Origin of the sequence: Bartonella sp. CL434QHHD (genome assembly GCF_042195145.1) — a bacterium.
Taxonomy (GTDB): domain Bacteria; phylum Pseudomonadota; class Alphaproteobacteria; order Rhizobiales; family Rhizobiaceae; genus Bartonella.
In genome coordinates, this window is record NZ_JBHINT010000034.1 from 44,440 (window position 1) to 69,995 (window position 25,556).

19 protein-coding genes are annotated in these 25,556 nt (G+C 37.7%); 7 read left to right on the forward strand and 12 right to left on the reverse strand.

What is annotated here, in order from left to right:
• The first annotated feature begins 545 nt into the window (after positions 1–545).
• From ACFILN_RS05115 to ACFILN_RS05125, 3 genes are all read left to right on the forward strand, one after another.
• Positions 546–2,219 carry a formate--tetrahydrofolate ligase gene (locus tag ACFILN_RS05115; protein WP_375637189.1) on the forward strand — a complete coding sequence of 558 codons (1,674 nt, stop codon included), beginning with the start codon at positions 546–548 and terminating at the stop codon, positions 2,217–2,219.
• A 187-nt stretch (positions 2,220–2,406) separates the two neighbouring features.
• Positions 2,407–2,640 carry a 30S ribosomal protein S21 gene (gene rpsU / locus ACFILN_RS05120; RefSeq protein ID WP_012754552.1) on the forward strand — a complete coding sequence of 78 codons (234 nt, stop codon included), beginning with the start codon at positions 2,407–2,409 and terminating at the stop codon, positions 2,638–2,640.
• A 1,619-nt stretch (positions 2,641–4,259) separates the two neighbouring features.
• Positions 4,260–4,820, forward strand: coding sequence for an SH3 domain-containing protein (locus ACFILN_RS05125; protein ID WP_026500127.1), 561 nt, complete (start codon positions 4,260–4,262; stop codon positions 4,818–4,820).
• Between the two features lie 45 nt (positions 4,821–4,865).
• Here ACFILN_RS05125 and irrA read toward each other — a convergent pair whose 3' ends face one another.
• Entirely contained in the window at positions 4,866–5,378 is a 513-nt protein-coding gene (gene irrA / locus ACFILN_RS05130; RefSeq protein ID WP_273790284.1) for an iron response transcriptional regulator IrrA, read from the reverse strand.
• A 232-nt stretch (positions 5,379–5,610) separates the two neighbouring features.
• Here irrA and fabA point away from each other — a divergent pair, with 232 nt between their 5' ends.
• From fabA to fabI, 3 genes are read left to right on the forward strand one after another with little or no spacing between them, the layout of a single operon-like run.
• Complete coding sequence (fabA, locus tag ACFILN_RS05135; RefSeq protein ID WP_273722474.1) at positions 5,611–6,120, forward strand: 3-hydroxyacyl-[acyl-carrier-protein] dehydratase FabA; 510 nt, start codon at positions 5,611–5,613, stop codon at positions 6,118–6,120.
• A 57-nt stretch (positions 6,121–6,177) separates the two neighbouring features.
• Positions 6,178–7,398: a beta-ketoacyl-ACP synthase I gene (gene fabB / locus ACFILN_RS05140; RefSeq protein ID WP_273790283.1), complete on the forward strand. Its 1,221-nt coding sequence runs from the start codon at positions 6,178–6,180 to the stop codon at positions 7,396–7,398.
• 48 nt (positions 7,399–7,446) lie between these two features.
• Positions 7,447–8,265, forward strand: coding sequence for an enoyl-ACP reductase FabI (gene fabI, locus ACFILN_RS05145; protein ID WP_273790282.1), 819 nt, complete (start codon positions 7,447–7,449; stop codon positions 8,263–8,265).
• Between the two features lie 1,938 nt (positions 8,266–10,203).
• Here fabI and gpsA read toward each other — a convergent pair.
• From gpsA to acnA, 11 genes are all read right to left on the reverse strand, one after another.
• On the reverse strand, positions 10,204–11,211 hold the full coding sequence (gene gpsA, locus ACFILN_RS05150; protein WP_375630496.1) for an NAD(P)H-dependent glycerol-3-phosphate dehydrogenase: 1,008 nt from the start codon (positions 11,209–11,211) through the stop codon (positions 10,204–10,206).
• Positions 11,212–11,609: 398 nt separating this feature from the next.
• Positions 11,610–12,338 (reverse strand): cytochrome o ubiquinol oxidase subunit IV, encoded by a 729-nt coding sequence (cyoD, locus tag ACFILN_RS05155; protein ID WP_375671030.1) that lies wholly within the window; start codon positions 12,336–12,338, stop codon positions 11,610–11,612.
• Positions 12,338–13,006 carry a cytochrome (ubi)quinol oxidase subunit III gene (locus ACFILN_RS05160; RefSeq protein ID WP_375630500.1) on the reverse strand — a complete coding sequence of 223 codons (669 nt, stop codon included), beginning with the start codon at positions 13,004–13,006 and terminating at the stop codon, positions 12,338–12,340. The genes cyoD and ACFILN_RS05160 overlap by 1 nt, the downstream gene beginning before the upstream one ends.
• Positions 13,003–15,021: a cytochrome o ubiquinol oxidase subunit I gene (gene cyoB, locus ACFILN_RS05165; RefSeq protein ID WP_273790278.1), complete on the reverse strand. Its 2,019-nt coding sequence runs from the start codon at positions 15,019–15,021 to the stop codon at positions 13,003–13,005. Before cyoB ends, ACFILN_RS05160 begins: the two co-directional genes overlap by 4 nt.
• A gap of 76 nt (positions 15,022–15,097) precedes the next feature.
• Positions 15,098–16,069, reverse strand: a complete 972-nt coding sequence (cyoA, locus tag ACFILN_RS05170; protein WP_375630504.1) for a ubiquinol oxidase subunit II — start codon at positions 16,067–16,069, stop codon at positions 15,098–15,100.
• 130 nt (positions 16,070–16,199) lie between these two features.
• A complete protein-coding gene (gene aroQ / locus ACFILN_RS05175) occupies positions 16,200–16,652 on the reverse strand; it encodes a type II 3-dehydroquinate dehydratase (RefSeq protein ID WP_375630506.1) in 453 nt (150 codons plus the stop codon).
• 54 nt (positions 16,653–16,706) lie between these two features.
• Positions 16,707–17,837 (reverse strand): DNA replication/repair protein RecF, encoded by a 1,131-nt coding sequence (gene recF, locus ACFILN_RS05180; protein ID WP_273790275.1) that lies wholly within the window; start codon positions 17,835–17,837, stop codon positions 16,707–16,709.
• 20 nt (positions 17,838–17,857) lie between these two features.
• Positions 17,858–18,979, reverse strand: coding sequence for a DNA polymerase III subunit beta (dnaN, locus tag ACFILN_RS05185; RefSeq protein ID WP_273790274.1), 1,122 nt, complete (start codon positions 18,977–18,979; stop codon positions 17,858–17,860).
• Positions 18,980–19,165: 186 nt separating this feature from the next.
• Positions 19,166–20,737 carry a chromosomal replication initiator protein DnaA gene (gene dnaA, locus ACFILN_RS05190; RefSeq protein ID WP_375637197.1) on the reverse strand — a complete coding sequence of 524 codons (1,572 nt, stop codon included), beginning with the start codon at positions 20,735–20,737 and terminating at the stop codon, positions 19,166–19,168.
• Positions 20,738–21,439: 702 nt separating this feature from the next.
• Positions 21,440–21,706, reverse strand: coding sequence for a 30S ribosomal protein S20 (gene rpsT / locus ACFILN_RS05195; protein ID WP_273790272.1), 267 nt, complete (start codon positions 21,704–21,706; stop codon positions 21,440–21,442).
• Between the two features lie 239 nt (positions 21,707–21,945).
• A complete protein-coding gene (gene acnA / locus ACFILN_RS05200) occupies positions 21,946–24,639 on the reverse strand; it encodes an aconitate hydratase AcnA (protein WP_375637199.1) in 2,694 nt (897 codons plus the stop codon).
• Positions 24,640–24,935: 296 nt separating this feature from the next.
• Here acnA and ccmA point away from each other — a divergent pair, with 296 nt between their 5' ends.
• The gene (gene ccmA / locus ACFILN_RS05205) at positions 24,936–25,547 is read left to right on the forward strand and encodes a heme ABC exporter ATP-binding protein CcmA (RefSeq protein WP_273790270.1); all 612 of its coding nucleotides are present in this window, start codon (positions 24,936–24,938) and stop codon (positions 25,545–25,547) included.
• Positions 25,548–25,556 lie beyond the last annotated feature (9 nt).

Here is a 25,556-nt window from a genome sequence, read left to right on the forward strand (position 1 = left end):
TGTTTTCTTTTTTCAATCTATGCGCTTGTTTTTGGTCTCTTCCGGATTATACTCTCTAATCAGTTAGGTAATTTTTTACGTTCTTATTTCTAACTGTTCCATAACTGGATGTTGCTGGATATTTTATTCCTAGCAGTCCCATCTTAAGAGGGACTTCAAATGTGCCGCCATAAATTCCGGGTTACCACCATGTAAAACTTTTTCAGTGTGTTATTGGAAAGAATAAATAAACTACTTCTCAAACGTACCACTATAAAACACTTATGGTATCCATTAATATCATCAGCATTTTGTTGCAAACCACAGCTTCTTTCTGCAATATTTTTAATTGAATTAAACGTATTTTTACTGCTTAAAAGCAAAGTGATTCTTTTTCCTAAAAAACAATAAAACTCTTCTTGTGCTTCTTTAGCATTATCTCTTGCATGGCATATCATCGACTTCTATGATATCTTAATATTTTCTGTTCTCTATGAATTTTTCTAATTAACCCATGGGGTACAGATCTCGAATATTAATAAAAGATAAGTTTAAAGAATTTTTCCATGCCTAAAACTGATATTGAAATTGCTCGCACTGCTAAAAAGCAACATATTGTTGAAATTGCACAAAAAATTGGTATCTCACATGAAAATCTCATTCCCTATGGCCATGATAAAGCTAAAATTTCTTCTGAATACATAAAATCGCTTAATAAAAATCCAGACGGTAAACTTATCCTTGTCACAGCTATCAATCCCACACCTGCCGGAGAAGGCAAAACAACAACAACAGTTGGACTAAGTGATGCTCTTAATCTTATTGGTAAAAAAACAATAGCTACCTTGAGAGAACCGTCTTTAGGTCCCTGTTTTGGTGTAAAAGGTGGTGCTGCTGGTGGTGGTTATGCGCAAGTCATTCCAATGGATGACCTTAATTTACATTTTACCGGTGATTTTCATGCTATTACAGCTGCTCATAATCTTCTTGCCGCAATGATAGATAATCATCTTTATTGGGGAAATACTCTAAACATTGATCCACGTCGCATTGTTTGGAAACGCGTTCTTGATATGAATGACCGTGCATTGCGCGATATTGTCATTTCATTGGGGGGCATAACAAATGGTTTTCCACGTCAAACAGGTTTTGATATTACTGTTGCATCAGAAATTATGGCGCTTCTTTGTCTCTCTGAAAATTTAGAAAACCTTACACAAAGACTCAAAAAAATTATTGTTGCTTATCGTTATGATAAAACGCCCATCACCGTTGCTGATCTCAATGCGGAAGGTGCAATGGCAGTTCTTCTCAAAGATGCTATACAACCCAATCTCGTACAGACAATTGAAAATAATCCTGTTCTCATTCATGGAGGACCTTTTGCCAACATTGCTCATGGTTGCAATTCAGTTATAGCAACAAAAACTGCTTTAAAACTTGCGGATTATGTTGTCACAGAAGCAGGGTTTGGAGCAGATCTTGGAGCAGAAAAGTTCTTCAATATCAAATGTAGGCAAGCAGGTATTGTACCAAATGCTACAGTGATCGTCGCAACTATTCGTGCATTAAAAATGAACGGTGGTCTGGATAAAAATAACCTGACAGAAGAAAATATTACCGCTTTAGAAAAAGGAGCTGCCAATCTTTTACGACACATAAAAAATATGAAGCACTACGGTATTCCTTGTGTTGTGGCTATCAATCATTTTGACAGCGATAGCGATGCTGAAATAAAAACATTACAAAAAATAGTTGCAACAACTGGACACAAAGCTATTATCTGTAAGCATTGGGAACAAGGTGGAAAAGGCGCTATAGAACTTGCACAAGAACTCGTTACCTTGATTGAAAAGCACGATTCTGATTTTAAAGTTCTCTATCAAGATGATATTCCACTCGTTCAAAAAATTAATTGTATTATAACAAAGCTATACGGTGGACGTGGCGCCATCATCTCAGCCCCTATTCTCAAACAACTTGAATCTTGGGAAAAAGAGGGGTTTGGCGTCTACCCTATTTGTATGGCAAAAACACCTTATTCTTTTTCTTCTGATCCCAAGCAATACGGCGCTCCTGTTGATTTTGAAATTCCCATACGAGAAGTTCGTCTCTGTGCGGGAGCCGGTTTTATTGTTGTCATTTGTGGAGATGTTATGACCATGCCGGGACTACCCCATTATCCCGCGGCTGAAAAAATTCATCTTGACGAAAATGATCAAATACAAGGACTTTCATAAATTTATAACCGTAAATTCTATCATTCATTATAAAAAGCGTTTTATTGTAAAAAAAATAGAATTTTAAAAAGCGATATAGACAAATGTCTTATTTATATGATATAAGTGCTTGTCCTTTTGGATATGCCTTTAAAAGGACGTAGGTTTTTTCCTATCATTTATGACACTGAAAAAAGCAGGATAGATAGTGCAAGTACTCGTTCGTGATAATAATGTTGACCAAGCGCTCCGTGCGTTGAAAAAAAAGATGCAGCGTGAAGGTATCTTCCGTGAAATGAAAATGCGTAGTTATTATGAGAAGCCATCTGAGAAGCGTGCTCGTGAAAAAGCTGAAGCTATTCGTCGTACACGTAAGCTTGCTCGTAAGCGTGCACAAAGAGAAGGTTTTGTTAGTAACGGACGAACTGTTGCGGTAAAGTAATATACTTTATGATATTATATAACTGCATAACCAATAGGTAATAAGCTACTAGAAAATTTTTCTTCATAGGCGATTGCAATAAATTGCTTGTGTGTGGGTTTTTGTGTACAATGTTATCTAATATGTTAGTTATTTGAAAATAATAAGATTTCTATCATAAAGGTGGTTTTTATTTCACTCTTATATTTTAAAAATAGATAACAAACTACACTTTAGATATTTAAGCGACTTTTTCCTATGTGAATTGAGTGTGAGGTGTTTTATTATCACTTTTCACTATAATTTTCTCCTTCTGGATATCTCTTACATCACTGCTTCTTATGTACAAATTTCATGATGAACTTCTTTTTTGTCATTAAATATTCTACATCTTTCGATCATCCTAGGTCTGATTACAAAACAAAAATAACTATCGCAATATGCGATTGTGTGTAAAATATAATATCAAATTCATAATCCTCTTTCCCTTCAGTTATGTAACGAAACGATATAATTCCATAACTTTTTATATCTCTTGATTCTGTCTCTCTAAAGGATGACGAATTTCAACCACTGAACTATAAATTCTTTTTTCTTGATAAATTTCTTCTATTCATCACTTATGTAATTACCCTCATAATTGTATCGAATAAGCCCTTCTATTTCTTTCAACTTTCTTCTATACTGAGTTAGAGAAAAAGAAATTTGACAATAAACAGAGAAAACACTGTATTTTAAGATGGATGAATGTGCCTTTTATTACCATTGTTGATGGAAATATTTTTACAATTTAAATAACGAGTTAAAGTTTTTAACGCAGTGATTTGTTATTATAAGTAATTGTTTTTCATATTAATTAATAATTCTGAATAACGTACAGTTTCTCAATGCCTTCTCATATTGAATCAATCAAGATTATCTTCTTGTACATCATAAGCGGGATTCGTATGCAAATAGAATAAAAGCTATTTAAGAAAAAACAAAAATGCTTCTTATGAACACCATAAATAATAGGAACTGCATAACATTGAAAGCTGGTAAATAGAACGATGGAGCCAGCTTATCTACCATACGGATAAGCATTATCATGGCATAAGATTAGAGTGTAGCAAATTTTATAAATGAATTATCACGAAAAAGTGTCCTGTTTAAATTAGCCCTTCATATATCAATCTACTCTATAATGTCGCTCATATTTTTACGCTTAAATGTTTTATTTATCGTATTATTTTGTTCATTCAAAACTTCTTTTCAAGCCACACAATAATCCCTTTCTGAACAGCTCTTTGTTCATAGTATGCATACATGCACTTTTACTTCGAGAAACAAACTCAGAAAAGAGATGCAATACTTTAGCCCTAATTTCCTGTACAAAAACTGCTAAGGCTCCAGTAATACTTTACTGTTTTATCACGCGTACAGCTACATAAAAATCCAATGTTTATTTATATCTATCCCCTCATAAAAAAGATACGCACTAAGAAATATAAGCTTTTGTTTTCCTTATTTTGATATTTTTGTAGCAATTTTCTCATCGTTTAGATCTCTTTAACGAGCAGTGTGTCATACTTTTTATCAGTTTCCAGTCTTATCTTTCAGATTTTAAATTTCCAATATATGATGAAATAAAGGAGTTCGGTGTGCAAAATTCTCGTTGGTTTCGCGTTTCAATACTCGCATCATGTATCTTAATAGCAACAGTCATTGTATTAGGTTCACCTCATTTGTTGCATGCACAAACATTTAATCAAAATTTAGGGCCCAGTGGTTTACCACTTCCGCGATTTGCTTCGATTAAACCCACCAGCGTTAATGTACGCGTCGGACCAGGAAGCAACTATTCTATCATTTTTACCTACAAAAAGAAGGGATTACCTATTGAAATCATTCAAGAATATGATCAATGGCGCAAAATTCGTGATGCCGAAGGCGATGAGGGATGGGTGTATCAATCACTTTTATCGGGAAAGCGAACTGCTATAACTATTCCATGGCAAAAAGATAAAACTAAAAGACTGATGCTACGAAAAAACCCCACCGACAACGCAGAACTTGTGGCAGAAGTAGAACCTAATGTCATTGGTAATATCCGCCAATGTGATGGACAATGGTGCGAACTAAATATTAATAATACGCGCGGATGGCTTCAACAACCACAGTTATGGGGAATCTATCCTGATGAAAAAGTAAAAGGCTGGTGAATACTCAAACTCAATAAGTTTAATTTTATTCCTTATTGAATATCCTCACTGCCTATCACAAGATCGATTTTTTGGTTTCAATCGCACGATTAAATCAACATGTGAAATTTCCATACCTTCTGGTGGCTTAGGCAAATTTCTAATAATGGGAGATTCTTCCAAATTGTAAGGAATATCAAGAATACGATTTTCACCTTCTATATAAAAATGGTAGTGATCAGAGGTATTGGTATCAAACCAAGTTTTTGAGCCTTCTACGGCAATAATCCGTAATAATCCCGCTTCCGTAAATTGATGAAGCGTATTATAAACCGTTGCTAAAGATACAGGTACACCTGCCCTCACCGCTTCCTCATAGAGCTCTTCAGCAGTAATATGACGATTTCCTTGAGAAAAAATCATATGTGCAAGTTCCAACCGCTGACGTGTTGGACGCAGACCATTTTGACGCAAACGTTTTTCTAACATAGAAATGGAATAATATTGCACCATTTTTCCACACTCTTTTGTGCACTGTTGCTCTTCATTCATATCTAAATTGTCTGCACTCACTGACATATTACAAACCCAAATACATTCCTGCTAAATAAGATCAAAATACAAAAAAATGGGAATAGTATGGTGTAATCTTGTATTCCATTTTTAAATAATTACCTATGTAGAATACATAAAAAAAGGCTTTTGTCATTAAAAATGATATAAAATCATTTCCCTCTCTTTAAAATTTGCTCTAAAAGTAGGTTGGGAAAAGCGCAGAAATTAAAGATATATGCAAATAAATGGAGTAACAATGGCTGAACAAAAGTCTCGCTACACATATGAAGAGCTTCTAAGCTGCGCTCGCGGCGAAATGTTTGGTAGAGGTAATGCGCAATTGCCAGCACCGCCAATGTTGATGATTCATCGAATCACTCAAATTAGTGAAACTGATGGTAAATACGATAAAGGAATGGTTCGCGCCGAATTTGACATTACACCAGACATGTGGTTCTTTAATTGTCACTTTATAGGCGATCCCGTCATGCCAGGATGTCTCGGACTGGATGGTATGTGGCAATTAACAGGTTTTTTTCTTGGTTGGCTAGGCGAACCAGGAAAAGGAAGAGCAATATCAACAGGTGAAGTAAAGTTATCAGGGATGGTAACTCCACAAACCAAAATTCTTGAATATGAAATAGATTTTAAGCGTATTCGACGTGGAAATTTAGTCTTAGGAATAGCTGATGGGTGGCTAAAAGCAGATGGAGAGACTATTTATAAGGCGAATGATTTACGCGTTGCTTTATTCAAAGAAGATTGAACGTTATTTCCGTCAGAAAGAACTTTTCACTATTCTGTATGGAACGAGGAGGTATGAATGCGTCGAGTTGTTGTAACCGGAATGGGAATTGTCTCCGCGATTGGAAATAACCCTAGAGCTGTTTTAACCAGTTTACGTGAAGCAAAATCCGGAATTTCTTACGCACCTCAATATGCCGAATTAGGCTTTCGTAGTAGAGTTTATGGCAAACCCGATATTAATATAGAAGAACTCGTAGATCGACGTGCTCTACGTTTTCATGGGCGTGGAACAGCATGGAATCACATCGCCATGGATCAGGCGATTGCTGATGCGGGTCTAGAACCGCATGAAGTATCGAACGAACACACGGGTATTATTATGGGTTCTGGAGGTGCTTCAACACATTCAATCGTAGAAGCTGCTGACATTACACGCCAAAAAGGTCCAAAACGTGTTGGACCTTTTGTTGTCCCTAAAGCGATGAGTTCTACAGCATCTGCAACATTAGCAACTTTCTTTAAAATAAAGGGAATCAATTATTCAATCTCTTCAGCTTGTGCTACCTCCAATCATTGTATTGGTAATGCTTACGAAATGATTCAATATGGTAAACAAAAGCGCATCTTTGCCGGTGGCTGCGAAGATTTGGATTGGACACTATCTGTTTTATTCGATGCCATGGGCGCTATGTCCAGCAGATATAATGACATTCCTCACAAAGCTTCACGTGCTTATGATGTTAATCGTGATGGTTTTGTCATTGCTGGAGGGGCTGGCGTTTTAGTCCTTGAAGATTTAGAACTTGCTAAAGCACGTGGTGCAAAAATCTACGGAGAAATCGTTGGATACGGTGCGACATCCGATGGACATGATATGGTTGCCCCATCAGGAGAGGGAGCGGAGCGGTGCATGCGCATGGCTCTTGCAACAGTCAATAATAAAATTGATTATATCAATCCCCATGCGACAGCAACTCCTGTTGGTGATCCTCCTGAGATAGAAGCTATCCGTCGTGTCTTTGGAGCAGGTGATCAATGCCCCCCCATTTCTGCTACCAAGTCTCTAACAGGACATTCCTTGGGAGCAGCAGGTGTTCACGAAGCAATCTATACATTGTTAATGATGAATCATAATTTTATTTGTGAAAGTGCCCATATTGAAGAACTTGATCCAGCTTTTGCTGATATGCCAATCGTTCGTGAACGACGTGATCATCAACAACTGAATACCGTATTGTCGAATACTTTTGGCTTTGGCGGTACCAATGCAACGCTTGTTTTCCAACGTTATGTATAAACAAAAGCTCTTAGTAATTGAAAAAAGTACGGTCTTACGGAGAATAATATGAAAGGTTTGATGGAGGGCAAACGCGGCCTTATTATGGGAATTGCGAATGACCATTCAATTGCTTGGGGCATTGCCTGTCAGCTCGCACAAGCAGGAGCGGAATTAGCGTTGACTTATCAAGGAAATGCTTTTGGAAAACGTGTTCATCCCCTAGCAGATAAACTTGGGTGCAAATTAGTGCTAGAGTGTGACGTTGAAAAAAGTGAAAATATTGATTACGTCTTTGAGCAACTTGAAAAAGAATGGAAAACAATTGATTTTATTGTCCATGCCATTGGTTTTTCAGATAAAACTCAGCTAAAAGGGCGTTACGTTGATGTTACAACACGTGAAAACTTTCAACGCACGATGGTTATTTCAGCTTATTCCTTTACTGAAATTGCCCAGCGCGCGGGTAAGCTTATGCCCAATGGAGGAACACTTTTAACTCTTACCTACGGTGCTTCACAGCAAGTTGTGCCTAATTATAACATCATGGGTGTTGCTAAAGCAGCTTTAGAAGCTATGGTACGTTATTTAGCAGCGGACTTTGGTCCTCAAAATATCCGTGTCAATGCGATTTCCGCTGGTCCTGTTAGAACTTTAGCAGGTAATGGTATTGCAGCTGCGCGGGCAATATTTTCACATCAACGCCGTAATGCCCCATTACGGCGTACCGTAAATATTCATGAAATTGGAAAATCTGCTCTTTATCTACTCTCTGACTTATCATCAGGTGTTACAGGTGAAATCCATTATGTTGATTCAGGCTATAACATCATGTCTATGCCAATACTTGAAGAACTGAAAAAAAGTGACGATTCCCAAGAAGAATAAAATTTATTTCATTGCACTAAAAAAGAAAATAAATCATGTCCATAGTGCTTTAATCGGGTATTGAGTACTTTCTCAGCTATATAATAGTGTATTGACTTATAATAATATGACGTAAGGCATATGTGCAAATGTTTGTAAGAATAAGTCAATACAAAACCAGATGTACGATGCCTTGTTTCGCAAAATATTTTATAAAAAGCCGGAGTATTTCTTCAATCCATGGTTGATAAAGTGTGTATTTTATGACGTTATTTACCTTACTAAAGCATACGCTTTTGTCGTTGCTTATAAATCAATATCCAGCCCTCATGCTACCGTAGTTTGAAACAGAGATTAGAGAATTATTAAAATCCTTAGTTTCAGCTTTTGTGTAGCAAATTGAAAAAAATATTCCTACCGTTTGATTTATTCTTGAAACGCAAATACAATCTAATTTAGGACGAATATGAAGGCGTAAAGAAATCAATCATTAATCTTACTATTATTCTTTAATGAGGCTTTACGATTTTAAAAGCATGTACATCAATGTTTTTTTAATAATGGAGGTTACGCTTTACCTCACACCTTTATTTTTCTTGTTCTTTAATGAAAGCATTTCTCTGATGTGTCAGGTAAAATAGAACACCCAAAAACACTATAGCTGTTTCTCCTTCATGCATTTTTTAAAGATATCTCTCAATGCACGCCATTCCATTTCACAATGGTACCTGTAGAACGTATAAAAAATCCCTGTGAAGTACATAAAATCCTTTTTTTACCACCATTTTAATGTTTATACAGATGACAAACCGACACCGTCATTTTACTTGCCATGTTCTAATATTGAAACAACCCTTGACACTTGAGATGATTCATTAGAAGTATCTTTAATAATTTTTATCCACATACTAACCCGCTTGTGACAAGCAAACACATATTTTTAATTAACTCAATACAAAAATAAAATGAATTATTTATATAAATCAATTTTTTATCTTTATAATCACATTATTTTTCAGTGTAAATGACAGCCACAAACAAGTACAATAATATTTTTTTCAACCTTAGACTTTCAAAGTTATAATTCCAAAAATCATTTCTTGCATATAAAAAACAGAATTGACATGTGAGAAAATAAAAGACTTAAATATTTCTACTGAACAGCTTCAAGTGCTTAGAGCTGTCTCAACATTGGGGGGTGTAATGATGCTCGGCTTCCTCCTTCATAAACGTAAAGATGGGGATGTGCACAATAGCTTTATCGTTACACTATTCACGGTTACCGTCGCGAAGTGGACTTGGAAGTTTTAAGAGAGGTCTCTTTAAAACAAGCGCGTGAATATACAACAGCTATCGTGTTTTTTTGGGCGTTCTATTTTACCTGACACATCAGAGAAATGCTTTCATTAAAAAATGAGAAAATAAAGGTGTGAGATAATCTCCATTATTTAAAAGATATTGCTTTAGATAGCGTAAAATTGAATTTAAAAATGATTGTAGAAATGGGAACTGATTTTCAGCTTTAAAATTTCATCTTCTTCCCAAATTAGATTGTCTTCTTGTTTTAAAGAATTACAAAAACAGAGATTCACAATATCCCTGCCCCGATATTCTTAACTTATACGTTACATAAATAAGATGCTTCTACCTAATGAGTCTTGTATTATTCTGTTTGCAAATATCATTGTGAGATGAATTTAAGAGACAATAAAAATATCTTGTTCATTACATTACATAAACATGTGTAAGTGGAAACGATAATTTATCTTCAAAGAGATAGCTCTTAGATAAAAGCAAAAACTTTTATATTTCAGCCATGTTTCATAAAGAATCGAATGATATGAATCTATAATTTGCTGGAATATGACTACCTTATACAACCATCAATACAATCTATTTTATATGTCTATCATAGCATGTTTCTATTTTTTACGATTTGAATTATTAAAAAACAGGATATCATTGTATTTCGTCCTTGAGGGCGCGACTTAGTAATGTATTTGCCGCTTCAGTTATGTTTTTACCACAATAGAGAATTTGATAAATTTGTTCTACAATGGGCATTTCTACCCCAATACGCTGCGCCAACGTATGTACTTCCTTGGTATTTAAGTATCCTTCCACAACCTGACCAATTTGTTTTTCCGCTTCTTTTATATCTATTCCTTTACCAAGAAGTATTCCAAAACGACGATTACGTGACTGATTATCAGTACATGTCAAAACCAGATCACCTAAGCCTGTCATTCCCATAAATGTGGAAAGCTCAGCACCCATAGCCCCCCCTAAACGACTGATTTCAGCTAGTCCTCGTGTGATAAGAGCTATTCGTGCATTTGCCCCAAAACCTATGCCATCTGATATTCCTGCACCAATAGCAATAACATTTTTGACTGCTCCCCCTAATTGAACACCAATCATATCTGAACTTTTATAAACTCTAAAACTTTTGTCACAATAAAAAAGTTGCTGCAATTCTTTACCAAACTCAACATCAGAAGCTGCTATCGTCATTGCAGTAGGCCAACCAATAGCTAGTTCTTGAGCAAAAGTTGGTCCAGAAAAAACAGCTAAAGGAATTTTTTCACCTAAAATCTCACGAGCAACCTCTTGTAAAAAACGTCCAGTACCATGTTCTAAACCTTTTGTAGCCCAAATAACACGTGAATGCTGATCTAAATAAGGCTGAATATTACACAAAACTTGATGAAATACATGGCTTGGAACTGCGATTAATATATTGTGACTCGCCGTTATTGCAGTTTCAAGCGAAGCTTCAAGTAATAAATTGTCAGGAAATCGAATATCGGGTAAATATACTTGATTACAACGTTGTTCCTGTAATTCTTTGATATGTTGAGGACTATATCCCCAAAGTAAAACATTATGACCATTACGGGCAAGAGCTATCGCTAATGCAGTACCAAAAGAACCAGCACCAATAACTGTCATTGCAACGGTTTTCATTAAGTTTTCTGATTATTCTCTAAATTTTTGATTTCAATTGCATATTATTATTACAAATAACTTTAATGCTATCTTTAATATAAATTCTGTAAATCTAAAAACATTACTGCTTCGTGTTTTTTTATCTCACACAACATAAAAACTTGTTTCTCACATTCTCTTTCTTTGTAGTAAATTTTACAAACATCACTTTTTGTATATTCTACAAATAGCTATTTGTCTCAAAAATTAAAGCTTGACTAAATACCCCACGGACTTTCTCTTTTAAATTAAAAGTATATTCAAAATAATGATACTCATATCCACTGATATCTTGTATTTTTTCCCTTCTTTATATCCTACGAATTTCTTCTACGAGCTGATACATGCCGCATCAGCTCCATAGATATTTCTAACAACTACTCCACAGGAAACTGTGTATTTGGATCTTGATCCATGGGTATTTCTGAACCAGGCGCTTGATCTACAGGAGTTTGCGTACTTAGACCTTGCCCCATGGGTATTTCTGAACCAGGCGCTTGATCTACAGGAGTTTGTGTACTTAGACCTTGCCCCATGGGTACTTCTGAACCAGGTGCTTGATCTACAGGAGTTTGCGTACTTAGACCCTGCCCCATGGGTATTTCTGAACCAGGTGCTTGATCTACAGGAGTTTGCGTACTTAGATCCTGCCCAATGGGCATTTCTGAACCCTGTATCTTTTCTGGCTGTTTTCTTACGGATATATCTTTGCTTGATAACTGCTCAGACACTGAAGAATCATCTCTACTTGATATTTCCGGTTCAATAACACGTCCTGAACCACCCATCATATTATAATTTAAATGAGAAATAGCCCACCAAGTTCCCCCAATAATAACAAAAACGCAAATAGCAGCAAACCATAACGCGCTTAAATTCCACTTGGCGTCTGGACCAGAATTCAAGTGCAAAAAGAAAACAATTTGTACTATAATCTGAATAATCGCCATCCCAATAAGATACGCAACCTTTGTACTAACTGCCCAACTTTCCATCATTCCATACATCACAGGAACAAAAGAACCCAAAGTGAAAAATACAGCCAGAATAAAACCAACCAAATAGGAACCAGTACTGGGACCATGTGTTTCATTTTGCACGCTCATCACAACGCTCCTAATAGATAAACCATGGTGAAAACACCAATCCATACAATATCAAGTAAATGCCAAAAAATGGAAAGGCATGCTAAACGTGTTTTATTGTTCTGATCCAAACCATTACGACGAAGATGAAAAAACATCACAACCATCCAAAGAAGACCAACACTTACATGAAGTCCATGGGTGCCAACCAAAGCAAAAAATGCTGACCAATAAGCAGAGAGAATTTCCCGTCCAAAAAGCTGTAAACCTGTTGCAGGATCAATACCCGCATAAGCATTTGGATCGAAATAAAAAACCTCACTCAAAAGTTCATGAAATTCGTAAAGTTCCATACCAATGAAGCAACACCCCAATACAAAGGTAATAGCCATCCATAAACGCACACCACTGATGTTATTTTTATGTGCTTGTACCATTGCAAAGCCATAAGTGACGGATGAAAACAACAAGAAAGCAGTCTCAACCAAAACAAACTTTAAATCTATAAACTCATTGCCCGCTTTACCACCGCCATAAGAAGCAGAAAATACAGCAAAACTTGAAAACAATGTCGAAAACAGGATTAAGTCTGAAAGAATATAGACCCAAAAACCAAACGTCATTACCGAGCTACTATCGTGGTGAAGTTCATCTATAGTACTCGCGTTATTCATTGTTACAGCACTCATACTGTCACTCCTTGTTCTTTAAGAACAGCCGTAAAGGCATCTTCAGTTTTTTGCACTTCTTCAGCTGGAATATAGTAACCATGATGATCACCTGTTAATGAATGACACACAAGCGTTGCAATAAAACCAACCAGTCCAACCGCAACAAGCCACCAAATATGCCAAACAAGTGCAAAACCAACAACTAATGAGAAGAATCCCGCAATAATTCCAGCAGATGTATTTGATGGCATATGAATTTTTGTAAATCCACTTGTCGGCCGTTGATAACCACTTTTCTTCATATTCCAATAAGCGTCATCAGACTGTATCTTTGGAAGGAGGGCAAAATTATAGGAAGGAGGCGGTGAAGAGGTAAACCATTCAAGTGTACGTGCATCACCCCAAGAATCATTTAATGTTACCGGTAAGTGACCTTTATGCTTAATACCGTACCAAATCGCCAAAACAACCTGTAACACAAAACAAAGAATACCAAGTAAGATAATACAAGCACCTAATGCAGCAATAATAAACATCGGCTGCCAACTAGGTTCCATGTAATGTTGAAGACGACGCGTCGCCCCCATTAAACCAAGCGCATAAACGGGGAAAAAGGCAAGGTAAAAACCAATAAACCAACACCAAAAAGATGCAATACCTAGTATGCGATTTGGTTTATAACCAAAAACTTTTGGAAACCAAAATGCAATCCCCGCTAAGTACGCAAAAACCACACCTCCAATAATTGTATGATGGAAATGTGCTATCAAAAAGAGCGAATTATGAAACTGCCAATCAGCAGGGACAATAGATAATAAAACACCGGTTAATCCACCACCAACAAATGTAAAGATCATGCCCATGCACCAAAGCATTGGAGGCTCAAAGCGAATTCGACCTTTATACATCGTAAGCAGCCAATTAAAGACTTTTACACCTGTTGGAACTGCGATGATCATTGTCGCAATACCAAAGAAAGTATTTACAGCTTCACCGCCACCCATTGTGAAAAAATGATGTCCCCAAACAAGAAGCGAAAGAATCAAAATAACCAACATGGCCCATACCATCGAAGTATAACCAAAGAGGCGCTTTGAAGAAAAAGTTGACACAACTTCAGAAACAATTCCAAAAGCAGGAACAACCAAAACATAAACCTCAGGATGACCAAAAACCCAAACATAGTTAATCCATACCATCGGATTTCCGCCACCAACATTAGAAAAGAAATTCATGCCCAAATAACGATCGCATGCCAAGAGTGCAAATGCTACAGCCAAGACAGGGTAAATAACTAAAATAAGAACATTGCTGACAAAAGCACTCCAACAGAAAATAGGCATTCTCATCATTGTCATTCCAGGAGCACGCATTTTAATCATCGTTGCAATAAAATTTACTGATCCCATTGTTGTTGCAATACCAGAAAGCTGAAGTGACCATAAATAATAATCTACCCCTGTATCTGGACTCGTTTGCAATTCTGTAAAAGGTGGGTACATCAGCCAACCACCACGACCAAAATTACCAACACCTAGGGATATGTTAATTAATATTGCCCCCGCAGCCGTAATCCAAAAACCTAGATTATTTGCAAAGGGAAAAGCAACATCACGCGCACCAATTTGAAGCGGTATAAGATAATTAAAAAGACCAAATAAAATAGGCGTGGCCATGAAAAAAATCATGATCGTACCATGCGCCGAAAAAATTTGATCAAAATGCTCAGGGGGCAAATAACCCGCTGTTTCACTCCCAAGAGCTAAAGCTTGATGCGTTCGCATCATAAGTGCGTCCGCAAAACCGCGAACAAGCATAATAATTCCAAGAACGATGTACATAATACCTATGCGTTTATGGTCAACCGTTGTAATCCAATTTCGCCATAGAATTCCCCACCACCCAAGTGCTGTTAAAGCAATAACAGCAATTAAACCAACCAAAACAATCGCAATACATGTATACAAAACGATCGGTTCATGTGCAAGCGCATGAAAAGCACCTGCCGTAGGATCTGTAAGTCTTCCAAACATTTCTCAACCCATTTCAAATGAAATTCAAGTTTAAAAGAAACCTTTGTTAAAAGGGCTCTTTACTTTATTGACTCTGTTAAATAACATCAGGATCAAATACTGAACATAGTGCACCCCACAGCGTCTGAGCAGCAGCACGTTTCATTAAATCTTCATTACATACCGTCTTTTCATCGACACATCGATTAACAACACGATAGTAAAGCCGCTTCTCAACAGGTGCAAAATAACGAACTTCAGCATCTTTTTCCTTCGCAGCAATATCACCCATACGAGGCGCAATAGAAAGTTGACGATAAGATGCACGATCAAGTACTCGACCATTAGCCCGAGCTTTTACAATCCAATCCTCAAAATCCTGCAAAGACACAGAATGCCACTTAAACCGCATACTCGAAAAACCATCACCACTGTAATTTGCTGAGGCTCCTTTGAATACTCCTTGCTCTTCAGCGACCAAATGCAACTTAGCATTCATCTGCGGCATAGCGTAAAGAACTGTACCCAATTTGGGAACCCAAAAAGCATTGACAGAATTCTCTGACGTTAATTGCAATAAAACTTGACGTCCTTCAGGCGCATAAATCTCATTAATCGATGCAACACCATATTCAGGATAAATAAAAAGCCATTTCCAATCAAGAGCAACAGCATCAATCTGTAATGGCTTTCCTTCACCCACAACTTCCACTGGAAGAGGATTTGTAGGTTCAAGCTTATAGGTATAATAAGCTGTTAATGAACCTAAAACCATTACAATTAAAACTGGAATACCCCACATCAATGCTTCAATTTTATTTGAATGCGCCCAATCAGGAGAATAGTCCGCTTTCATATTCGATGCACGATATTTTATAGCTAAAAATACCACACTCACCATAACTGGGATGACAATACAAAGCATCACCACCACACAAACAACGATCAAAATGAGCTGTTGACGTGCAACATAACCTGATGGCTGTATAACATCAATTTTACAACCAGACAAAAGCAGTGCTCCCCCTAAAATCACAAGCATTTCTAATTGTCTAACAAAGCTTTTCACCTTTATTTACCCCCGTCATACGCACTAAAAATTGTCATAAATATATACCTCACATTGTACAGATTTGAAAATAATTATCAAGAGAATTCAATGCCTATATTACTCTTATTAAACGCCTACTCTTTATCTATCACAATTTAATTGTTTTGCTTAATTGTTTTGCAATATACTCAAGTGCAAACCAATATCCATCACCTCCACACCCAGTTATGACAGCGTCTACACCTGCAGATGTATAAGAATGGTGACGAAAAGCTTCACGCTGATAAATATGAGATAAATGAACTTCTACTTTCGGCCCTGAAAACATTTTTAGGGCATCAAGAAGTGCAACAGATGTATGACTGTAAGCCGCTGGATTAATGATCAATCCAGAACTTGCCTCTATTGCTTCTTGTATCCATGCTACTAATTGCCCTTCACAGTTACTTTGATAAAAATTTATTATAATATCATTTTTTTTTGCCCATTCTCTGCATCTTTTTTCAATATCTTCTAGAGTTTCAGTTCCATAAATTTCTGGCTCACGTTGACCTAGAAAATTTAAATTAGGACCATTTAAAATTGTTATTATCTCTGACATAGCAAGCCTTTTCTTTCAGACCTATCACTTATTAAAAAAATATTTAGCATGTTTTTATGGCAATAAAGCTCCATCCTTAATCTCAAAGAATTCTGCGCGTCCTTTTAAGTCATCGAATAAAAGACGATCTGTTCCTGTCATAAATGTTTGTACAGCTAAATCATCAAGAATATCAAATAGAGCAGCACGTCGATGCGAATCAAGATGGGCAGCCATTTCATCAAGAAGAAGAATGGGAGATCTTTCCGATATCATACCTGTTAGACGTGCATGACACAAAACTAAACCTGTCAGCAGCGCTTTTTGTTCACCTGTTGAACAAGATGTTGCTGCTCTATTTTTATCAGCATAAAAAACCTGCAAATCTGCACGATGTGGTCCTTCTAACGTCCGACCAGCAGCACGATCCATTGCGCGATTATGCCGTAATCGATCACAAAATTGTTCTTCAACTTCAGTTGCTGATATTTCACTAAGAGCTGTTTCCAAAAAACCATCAATTTGCAAAAAAGCTCGTGGAAAAGGTATCTGTGATGGCATTTGTGTAAACATGTCATTTAAAAGACGAATAACATCAACACGCGCCGCAGAAATAGCTGTCGCCAGTTCTGCCATCTGCTTTTCTAAAGCATCAAACCAAGCACAATCTTCATTTCCATCTAAAAACAAACGATTACGTGCGCGCATAGCTCTATCATAATCGGCTATGCGGCGCCTATGCAAGGGATCAATCGCCAAAACCATACGATCCAAAAAACTACGGCGCTCAAGTGAAGGACCTGTAAAAAGACCATCCATAGACGGTGTTAGGACACTAATATGACAATAATCTGTTAGGCAATCACTCGACTCATTCACACCATTAATATGGACCTTTCGACTGTTATCACTAACCTCGAAAGCTGTACCAATCTTTACTTCACCATAAAGAGCGCATTCAAGACGCGCAAATACAACAAATCCTCCACCACCATCTACAAAGCTAACGTCAGAATAAACAGCGCGCCGCAAACCACGGCCAGGAGAAAGAAAAGATAACGCCTCTAAAAGATTCGTCTTACCAGCACCATTATGGCCAGTAAAAACCACATGCTGACCAGAAAAATGAATATTGAAAAAAGAATAATTGCGATAACGTAAAAGCTTCAGCTGCCTCACTGCCACTTTGTGCACATGACTGGCCATACATTGCAAAACAACCGCCCCTAAACGCGAATAGGCATCAGTACATAGAGCACATCCACATCATCATTATCACGAATCAGAGCGGGTGCTCCAGCCTCAGCCAACATAAAAACCATCTCATCGCTTGAAAGCTGCCCAGCAATATCCAAAAGATAACGTGAATTAAACCCTATCTCAAGCGGTTCAGATGCATAAGTTACTGATAATTGATCTTCTGCACTGCCCGAATCTGGGCTATTAACAACAAGCCTTAACTGTCCATGCTCAATCGTTAATTTAACTGCACGCCCCCGATCACTTGAAATCGTTGAAACACGATCAACGGCAGAAGAAAAGTCCTGCCTATTAACAATTAATTCTTTATCATTTCCAAGAGGGATAACACGTTGATAATCTGGAAATGTTCCATCAATTAATTTTGATGTAAAAATCACAGAGCCTATAGAAAAACGAATTTTTGTCTCTGAAAGCTCTATACACACATCACTATCATTTTCTTCTGAAAGAAGTTTTTGCAATTCTCCTACAGCTTTACGGGGAACAATAACACCAGGCATTCCCTCAACACCCGAAGGAGCTTCCATCTCAACTTGTGCCAAACGATGACCATCAGTTGCAACCAAACGCAATTTCAAAACATCATCATTAATAATATGGAAATAAATACCATTAAGATAATAACGGGTTTCTTCAGTAGAAATAGCAAATTGTGTACAATCAAGTAAATGTTTTAAGCCTGATGCCGATAAAGAAAAACGATAACCAAACTGCCCAGGAAGCGACTCTGGAAAGTCTGACTTCGGAAGACATTGAAGCTGAAAATGTGCACAACCCGAAACCACGGACATTGTACCTGCTTGATTCTCATCGACGGATAATACAACTTCATTGCTATCAGGAAGTTTTCGAATGATATCATAAAGCAAATGTGCTGGAACAGTTGTTGCTCCAGCTTGTTTAACATTAACTGCAAAAGATTCCATAACCTCTAAATCAAGGTCTGTTGCTTTTAACTGTACACGGCCATTTTCTGCATCAATCAACACATTCGATAAAATAGGAACAGTATTACGGCGCTCTACCACACGGTGAACCCGACCAAGAGACTTGAGAAATTGACTGCGATCAACTGTAATACGCATAAAAGCCCCGTATGATTTACTAAAAACTATAAGAATTCTTTAGACTTAAAGAATAGACCCTCTTTAAGAATCGCCTGCTAGAGTTTATTAAACCTCTCTTAAAATGGCAAGTCACTCCTGCATAAGAAAAAATAAATCTTTTCATTAAATTCTTTAAAGTCTCTCCAAGGAAAGAAACGATAAACACTATACAGCCTGTTCTCCAATCAACCGCTTAAGCAATTCAAGTTCCTTAGCCAAGGTCTGATCACCACAAACCAAATCTTCAATTTTACGCACAGCGTGTAAAACTGTTGTATGATCACGCCCACCAAAACGGCGCCCAATTTCTGGTAACGAGCGAGGAGTTAATACTTTTGCTAAATACATTGCAACTTGCCGTGGCTTCACAACCGTACGTGTTCGACGATTAGATAACAAGTCCTGTTTAGAAACATTATAATGGCGTGCTACCGTACGCTGAATTTCTTCAATCCGAATACGCTTAGGTTCACCAGGACGTGTCAAGTGACCTAATAACTCATCAATCCGCTCTAAAGATAAATCAGACTCAAAAGATTGACGAAACAAGAGCTGATTAAATGCACCTTCAATATCACGCCCCGACCCTAAAACCGTTTTCGCAATATATTCCAAGATATCATCAGAAATTGATACCATGCCATCATCTTGTTGTGCCACCTTCAACCGCTGGCGCAACATTTGCAAACGCATTTCATAATCTGGTGCTTCAATTTCAAGGGCCACCCCTCCCTGAAGACGAGAGCGAACGCGAAGATCAAGCGATTCTAATTCTGCTGGTGGACGATCTGCAGCGACAACAACCTGTTTTGCACTATCAAGCAACATATTAAGCAAATGGCAAAACTCATGTTGTATCGACTTACCCTGTAAAAACTGCATATCATCAATAATTAAAAGGTCGATATCACGAAGCTGTTCTTTAAAAGAAAGAGCATCATTATCACGAATAGCTGTTGCAAAACGCCACATAAAATATTCAGCAGTTAAATAAATAACGCGCGCAGACGTTAAACGCTTCAATGCAGAAGCAGCAATCGCTTGAAGCAAATGTGTTTTTCCTAAGCCAACAGATGCGTGAATAAAAAGAGGATTAAAACGTAAAGCACTTTTATGCCCCTCCGCAATAGAACGCGCAGCCGCTAAAGCAACACGATTAGAAGCCCCCTCAACAAAACTTTCAAAAGTATAACGAGAATCAAGTGGAGATCCAAAAACTCCCGTTTGAGAACTCTTAACTGAATGCTCTGCGCAACTTTCAACAAAAGATGAAGTCGCCTGCTCCTCTAGTACAACAGAAGGAACACTTCTTTTACAAACGACATCTCTTGAAACGCGTTCCATACCACGAACAATAACTTCAACACGAAGAATTGCTGAATTCTCTTGTTTCCATAAATGAGTCAAAAGAGAACCATAGTGATTATTAATCCATGAACGTAAAAAAGCAGTAGGAACAGAAAGCTTTACAAGAGTATGACTATATTCAGCAAGCTTCACGCGCCCAAACCAACTGGTATAAGCCTCAACACCAACCTGTACCTTTAATTGCGCCATAACACGTATAAAAGCCGCTGCACTTTCCTCCTCTGAAACAATAGAATGCCCTATAGGAGCACTTCTACAAACATTCTTATCACTCTCCGTCATCCTATTCTTTATTATGTTCTCTGCCGACAGGATATTTACCGAAACCCTTTTAAAGGAACTAGCTTTAGAGTTCAATTTATCCACCATCTTCCATCCTGATAAAAATAAAATTTTGTCCTGCCAAACAGCTAAAATAAATCTAGCGAAGGCAAAACGCCCTACCCCAAATAAGATTACTCACCCTCCCCTAGGATAGCCTCATCACAACCCCACTAACAAAGATGACCAATAAGATTTACTTGCACTCATGATATGACCCACCCTTCTAAAATGGTAAACATATCCATTAAGAAAACTAAAAAACCGTCAGAAAACCTCTCCAACACAAAAGTTTAGAAAAGCCTAAATCAAAACATCTTGTATTCAACAAAGTACAGAATAATACGCTGATGTGACCCCTTCATGCTTTTTAGTCTTCATAAGAACCATACAAAACAGCAGAGGTAAAATGCAAGAGGTCAAAATAAAATCAAAAAACCCAAAAAAAATGCTTATATTAATGAGGACTGAAAAAAATATTGATTCAATTCATTTTTTTTCTCTAAATTTACCAATAATTAAAGAATCTCTTCAGATTTAAAAAAAAAAAATAAAATGCTTGACAAAAAAGACTCTGTAAAAATCCACAAAGCTTGTGGATAACCATACCCCCCTCTATAAACTTTCTCTCCTTTTTCAAGTGGAGAATCATTATCGATTCTTATTTCAATAGAAACTTTTTGAAATAATAAACAAAAAGCCAGCATCCTCATGGATACTGGCTTTTTTCTCAATTAAAGGAGAAAAAGTTTAAACGCTGAGAGCCTTCAACCGTTTAGCTAAACGCGATACTTTCCTCGCAGCAGCATTTTTATGAAAAACCCCTTTAGAAACTGCACGCATAATTTCAGGCTCAAAATTCTTAAATGCAATCTCCGCAGATGCCTTATCGCCACCCGCCAAAGCATCATCAAACTTACGTATAAAAGTACGAACGCGTGAACGGCGGGCCTTATTAACCTGTGTGCGCGCCGCAACCTTGCGCACCGCTTTTCGAGCAGAAGGTGTATTCGCCATAAATATAATCTCTCTTTCAACACCTTGGTAAAATGAGTCTCAATAACAACTCTACCAATATAAATAAATCCAACCCAAGCAAAACTATAAAGCTGCCTATAACTCGTGTGGTTTATAACGCAATCCCAAAGCTAACGTCAATTAGATTTTCAAAGATAGTCATAAAAAAAACGAAGCCAAACTCTTTGATCCGCAACTTTATAGCCTAATAATAGATATTCCTTAACAAACAAAAGAATTTAAACGGCTAACTTACGCAAGACATATTGCAAAATTCCACCATGATGCAAATAATCTAGCTCATCTTCAGTATCAACACGGCATAATAATGGAACGGTTTTTACCGTACCATCAGAAAAAGTAATTTTCGCTACAGTCTTTTGACGAGGTTTCAAGTTATGAATCCCTTCAATTGTCACCTTTTCATCTCCCTTTAAGCCTAAAGATTTCCAACTTAGCCCCTCCTCAAAGACAAAAGGGACAATGCCCATACCAACAAGATTAGAACGATGTATCCTTTCAAAAGATTGCACAATCACCGCTTTGACACCAAGAAGATTGGTCCCCTTGGCAGCCCAATCGCGTGATGATCCATTACCATATTCAACACCTGCAAAAACAACGAGCGGAATACCTTCTTGTTTATACGCCATTGCTGCATCGTAAATGGTTTGTTCTACCGCTGACGGATAATGAACCGTATAACCTCCTTCTCGACCATTTTCCCCTAACATAAAATTACGAATGCGAATATTGGCAAAGGTCCCACGCACCATAACTTCATGATTCCCACGACGCGTTCCATACTGGTTAAAATCAGCTACTTTAACACCATGATCCATTAAATATTTTCCGGCAGGAGAAGCTGCTTTAATAGAACCAGCAGGAGAAATATGATCCGTCGTGATTTTATCACCAAATAAACCTAAAATCCGTGCATCTCTAATATCTGGTAAGATATCAGGTGTTTTCTGCATATCATCGAAATAAGGTGGATTGCGTACATAGGTGGATCGCTCATCCCAAGAATAGGTAGAACCCGTAGGAATCTGAACTTTTTGCCAATTTTCATCTCCCTTAAAAACATCTGCATACTTTTCGGCAAAAACCTTACGCGTGACATTTTTTTCGATAAACTCCTGTATTTCTTGAGAAGTTGGCCAAATATCTCTCAAATAAATGGGTTGGCCATTTGAATCTTCACCAAGAGGCTCCTTGGTTAAATCCTTACACACCGTCCCGATGAGCGCATGTGCAACAACTAACGGTGGTGAAGCTAAATAATTCGCTTGCACATCAGGGGAAACACGCCCTTCAAAATTACGATTTCCTGAAAGAACCGCAGATGCAATTATACCATTGTCATTAATCGTTTTGGAAATAGCTGGATGCAAAGGACCAGAATTCCCAATACATGTTGTGCACCCAAATCCTACTAAGTTAAATCCCAGTGCATCTAAATCTTTTTGCAGACCCGAATTTTGAAGGTAAGCTTCAACGACTTGTGAACCAGGTGCAAGAGAAGTTTTTACCCATGGTTTACTCTTGAGCCCCTTTGCCACAGCATTTCGTGCCAAAAGACCCGCTGCAATAAGAACACTTGGATTCGATGTATTCGTACACGACGTAATCGCAGCGATCACCACATCACCGTGACCAAGCGTATATTCTTCACCCTCGACCTGATAACGCTTATCTTTATCTTGTCCAGAAGTCTTCTTATAGTCTTCGACCAATGCCTTCTCAAAACCCTGCCCAACGTTTTCCAATGCAATACGTCCTTCAGGACGTTTAGGACCAGCCATAGAAGAGACAACAGTTCCCATATCTAATTCAATTGTATCACTAAAAATGGGATGAGCTACCATTTCATCATGCCACATCCCTTGTGCTTTGGTGTAAGCCTCCACTAAGGCAATCCGATGTTCATCACGCCCTGTCATATTGAGATAACGCACTGTCTCCTTATCAATTGGGAAAAAACCACACGTTGCTCCATATTCAGGTGCCATATTTCCAATCGTTGCCCGATCAGCAAGTGTCATATGCTCCAAACCAGGACCAAAAAACTCAACAAATTTACCGACAACACCCTTCCGACGTAGCATTTGAGTCACCGTCAATACGAGATCGGTGGCTGTTACACCTTCCTTAAGTTTACCTGTTAGACGAAAACCAATCACTTCAGGTAACAACATAGAAACAGGTTGGCCTAACATTGCTGCTTCTGCTTCAATACCACCAACACCCCAACCTAAAACCCCTAAACCATTTACCATAGTCGTATGCGAATCAGTTCCCACACAGGTGTCAGGATAAATCGTCTCACACCCCTCTTCATTCTTCATCCATACACATTGTGCTAAATATTCTAGGTTAACCTGATGACAAATCCCTGTTCCTGGAGGAACAACACGAAAATTTTGAAAGGCTTGCTGCCCCCATTTAAGGAAACGATAGCGTTCACCATTGCGTTCATATTCATGCTCGACGTTTTCCTTAAAAGCCATGGAAGTGCCAAAAGCATCAACAATAACTGAGTGATCAATGATGAGATCAACGGGAATGAGAGGATTGATTTTTTCAGCGTTACCACCAAGTTTAACCATAGCATCACGCATTGCAGAAAGATCAACAACTGCTGGAACACCTGTAAAATCCTGCATAAGAACACGCGCAGGACGGTAAGCAATTTCTGCCCCGGCACTCCCTTTGTCGTTTAACCACTTAGCAACATTGAGGATATCCTCTTTTTTAACTGTGCGACCATCTTCAAATCGCAATAAATTTTCGAGAATAACTTTCATCGAAAACGGTAAACGAGAAACACCTTCAAGTCCGTTCTTCTCCGCTTCGATCAAACTATAATAAATATATTCTTTGCCACCAACATTTAATACTCTGCGACAATTAAAGCTATCAATTTGAGTCATGACTGTCCACCCTCAATACTATAACCACCCAATTTCCAGGAATGAACAACACAAACTACGAGTCAAGGTCGCAGCTTGAGCGCAGACGCAATTACCTCCGCTATCCATTTCCCCTCCACCTCTCATAGGCAAATGCGGAAATCAGCGCCAGAAACCATTTTACACCAGATATTGATGTAAGGTATCCTTTATAGAACTATTTCTAGAACTATTCTAGGTACAATTGCATAAAAAATGTGTTTTTTATTCTATAATACAATAAAGAATATGAAAATAAAAACAAAATAGGCAATCACATGGTGTTATCAGGCAAAGATTTAGCCGCTTACAGAAACGAAGAAATTCTGTTTAAAGGTCTTTCTTTTTGTTTATTTTCACAGCAACTTATGACAATCACCGGTCCTAATGGTATCGGAAAGTCTACATTACTCCGAATCATTGTCGGTCTTCTTGAAGCTGCTGAAGGTCATATAATACTTAAAGACCATGATCAAATATACCCTGTTGCAACTGCCTGTCATTATCTTGGTCCTCAAAATGCTATGAAACCTCTTTTATCTGTCATTGATAATTTGCAATTTTGGGCAGATTTTTACGGTCAACATTTACGTTTTGCGCATGAAGCTCTTGCCGATATTGGTCTTTCTAACCTTGAACATTTACCCTTTAACGCTCTGTCAACTGGACAACAAAGACGCGTAGCTATTGCTCGCCTTTTGCTCTCCTATCGTCCTCTTTGGATTTTAGATGAACCAATATCTGGGCTTGATAACCATGCTCAAAAACTCCTTGCTCGTATTTTCCAGCGTCATCTCAATCAAGGTGGTATGATTATCGCTGCAACTCATAATTCCATAGGCATTCCAGAAAACCATAAAATCGCTCTGGAAAAATTTTTACCTCTCTAGGAGAGAATA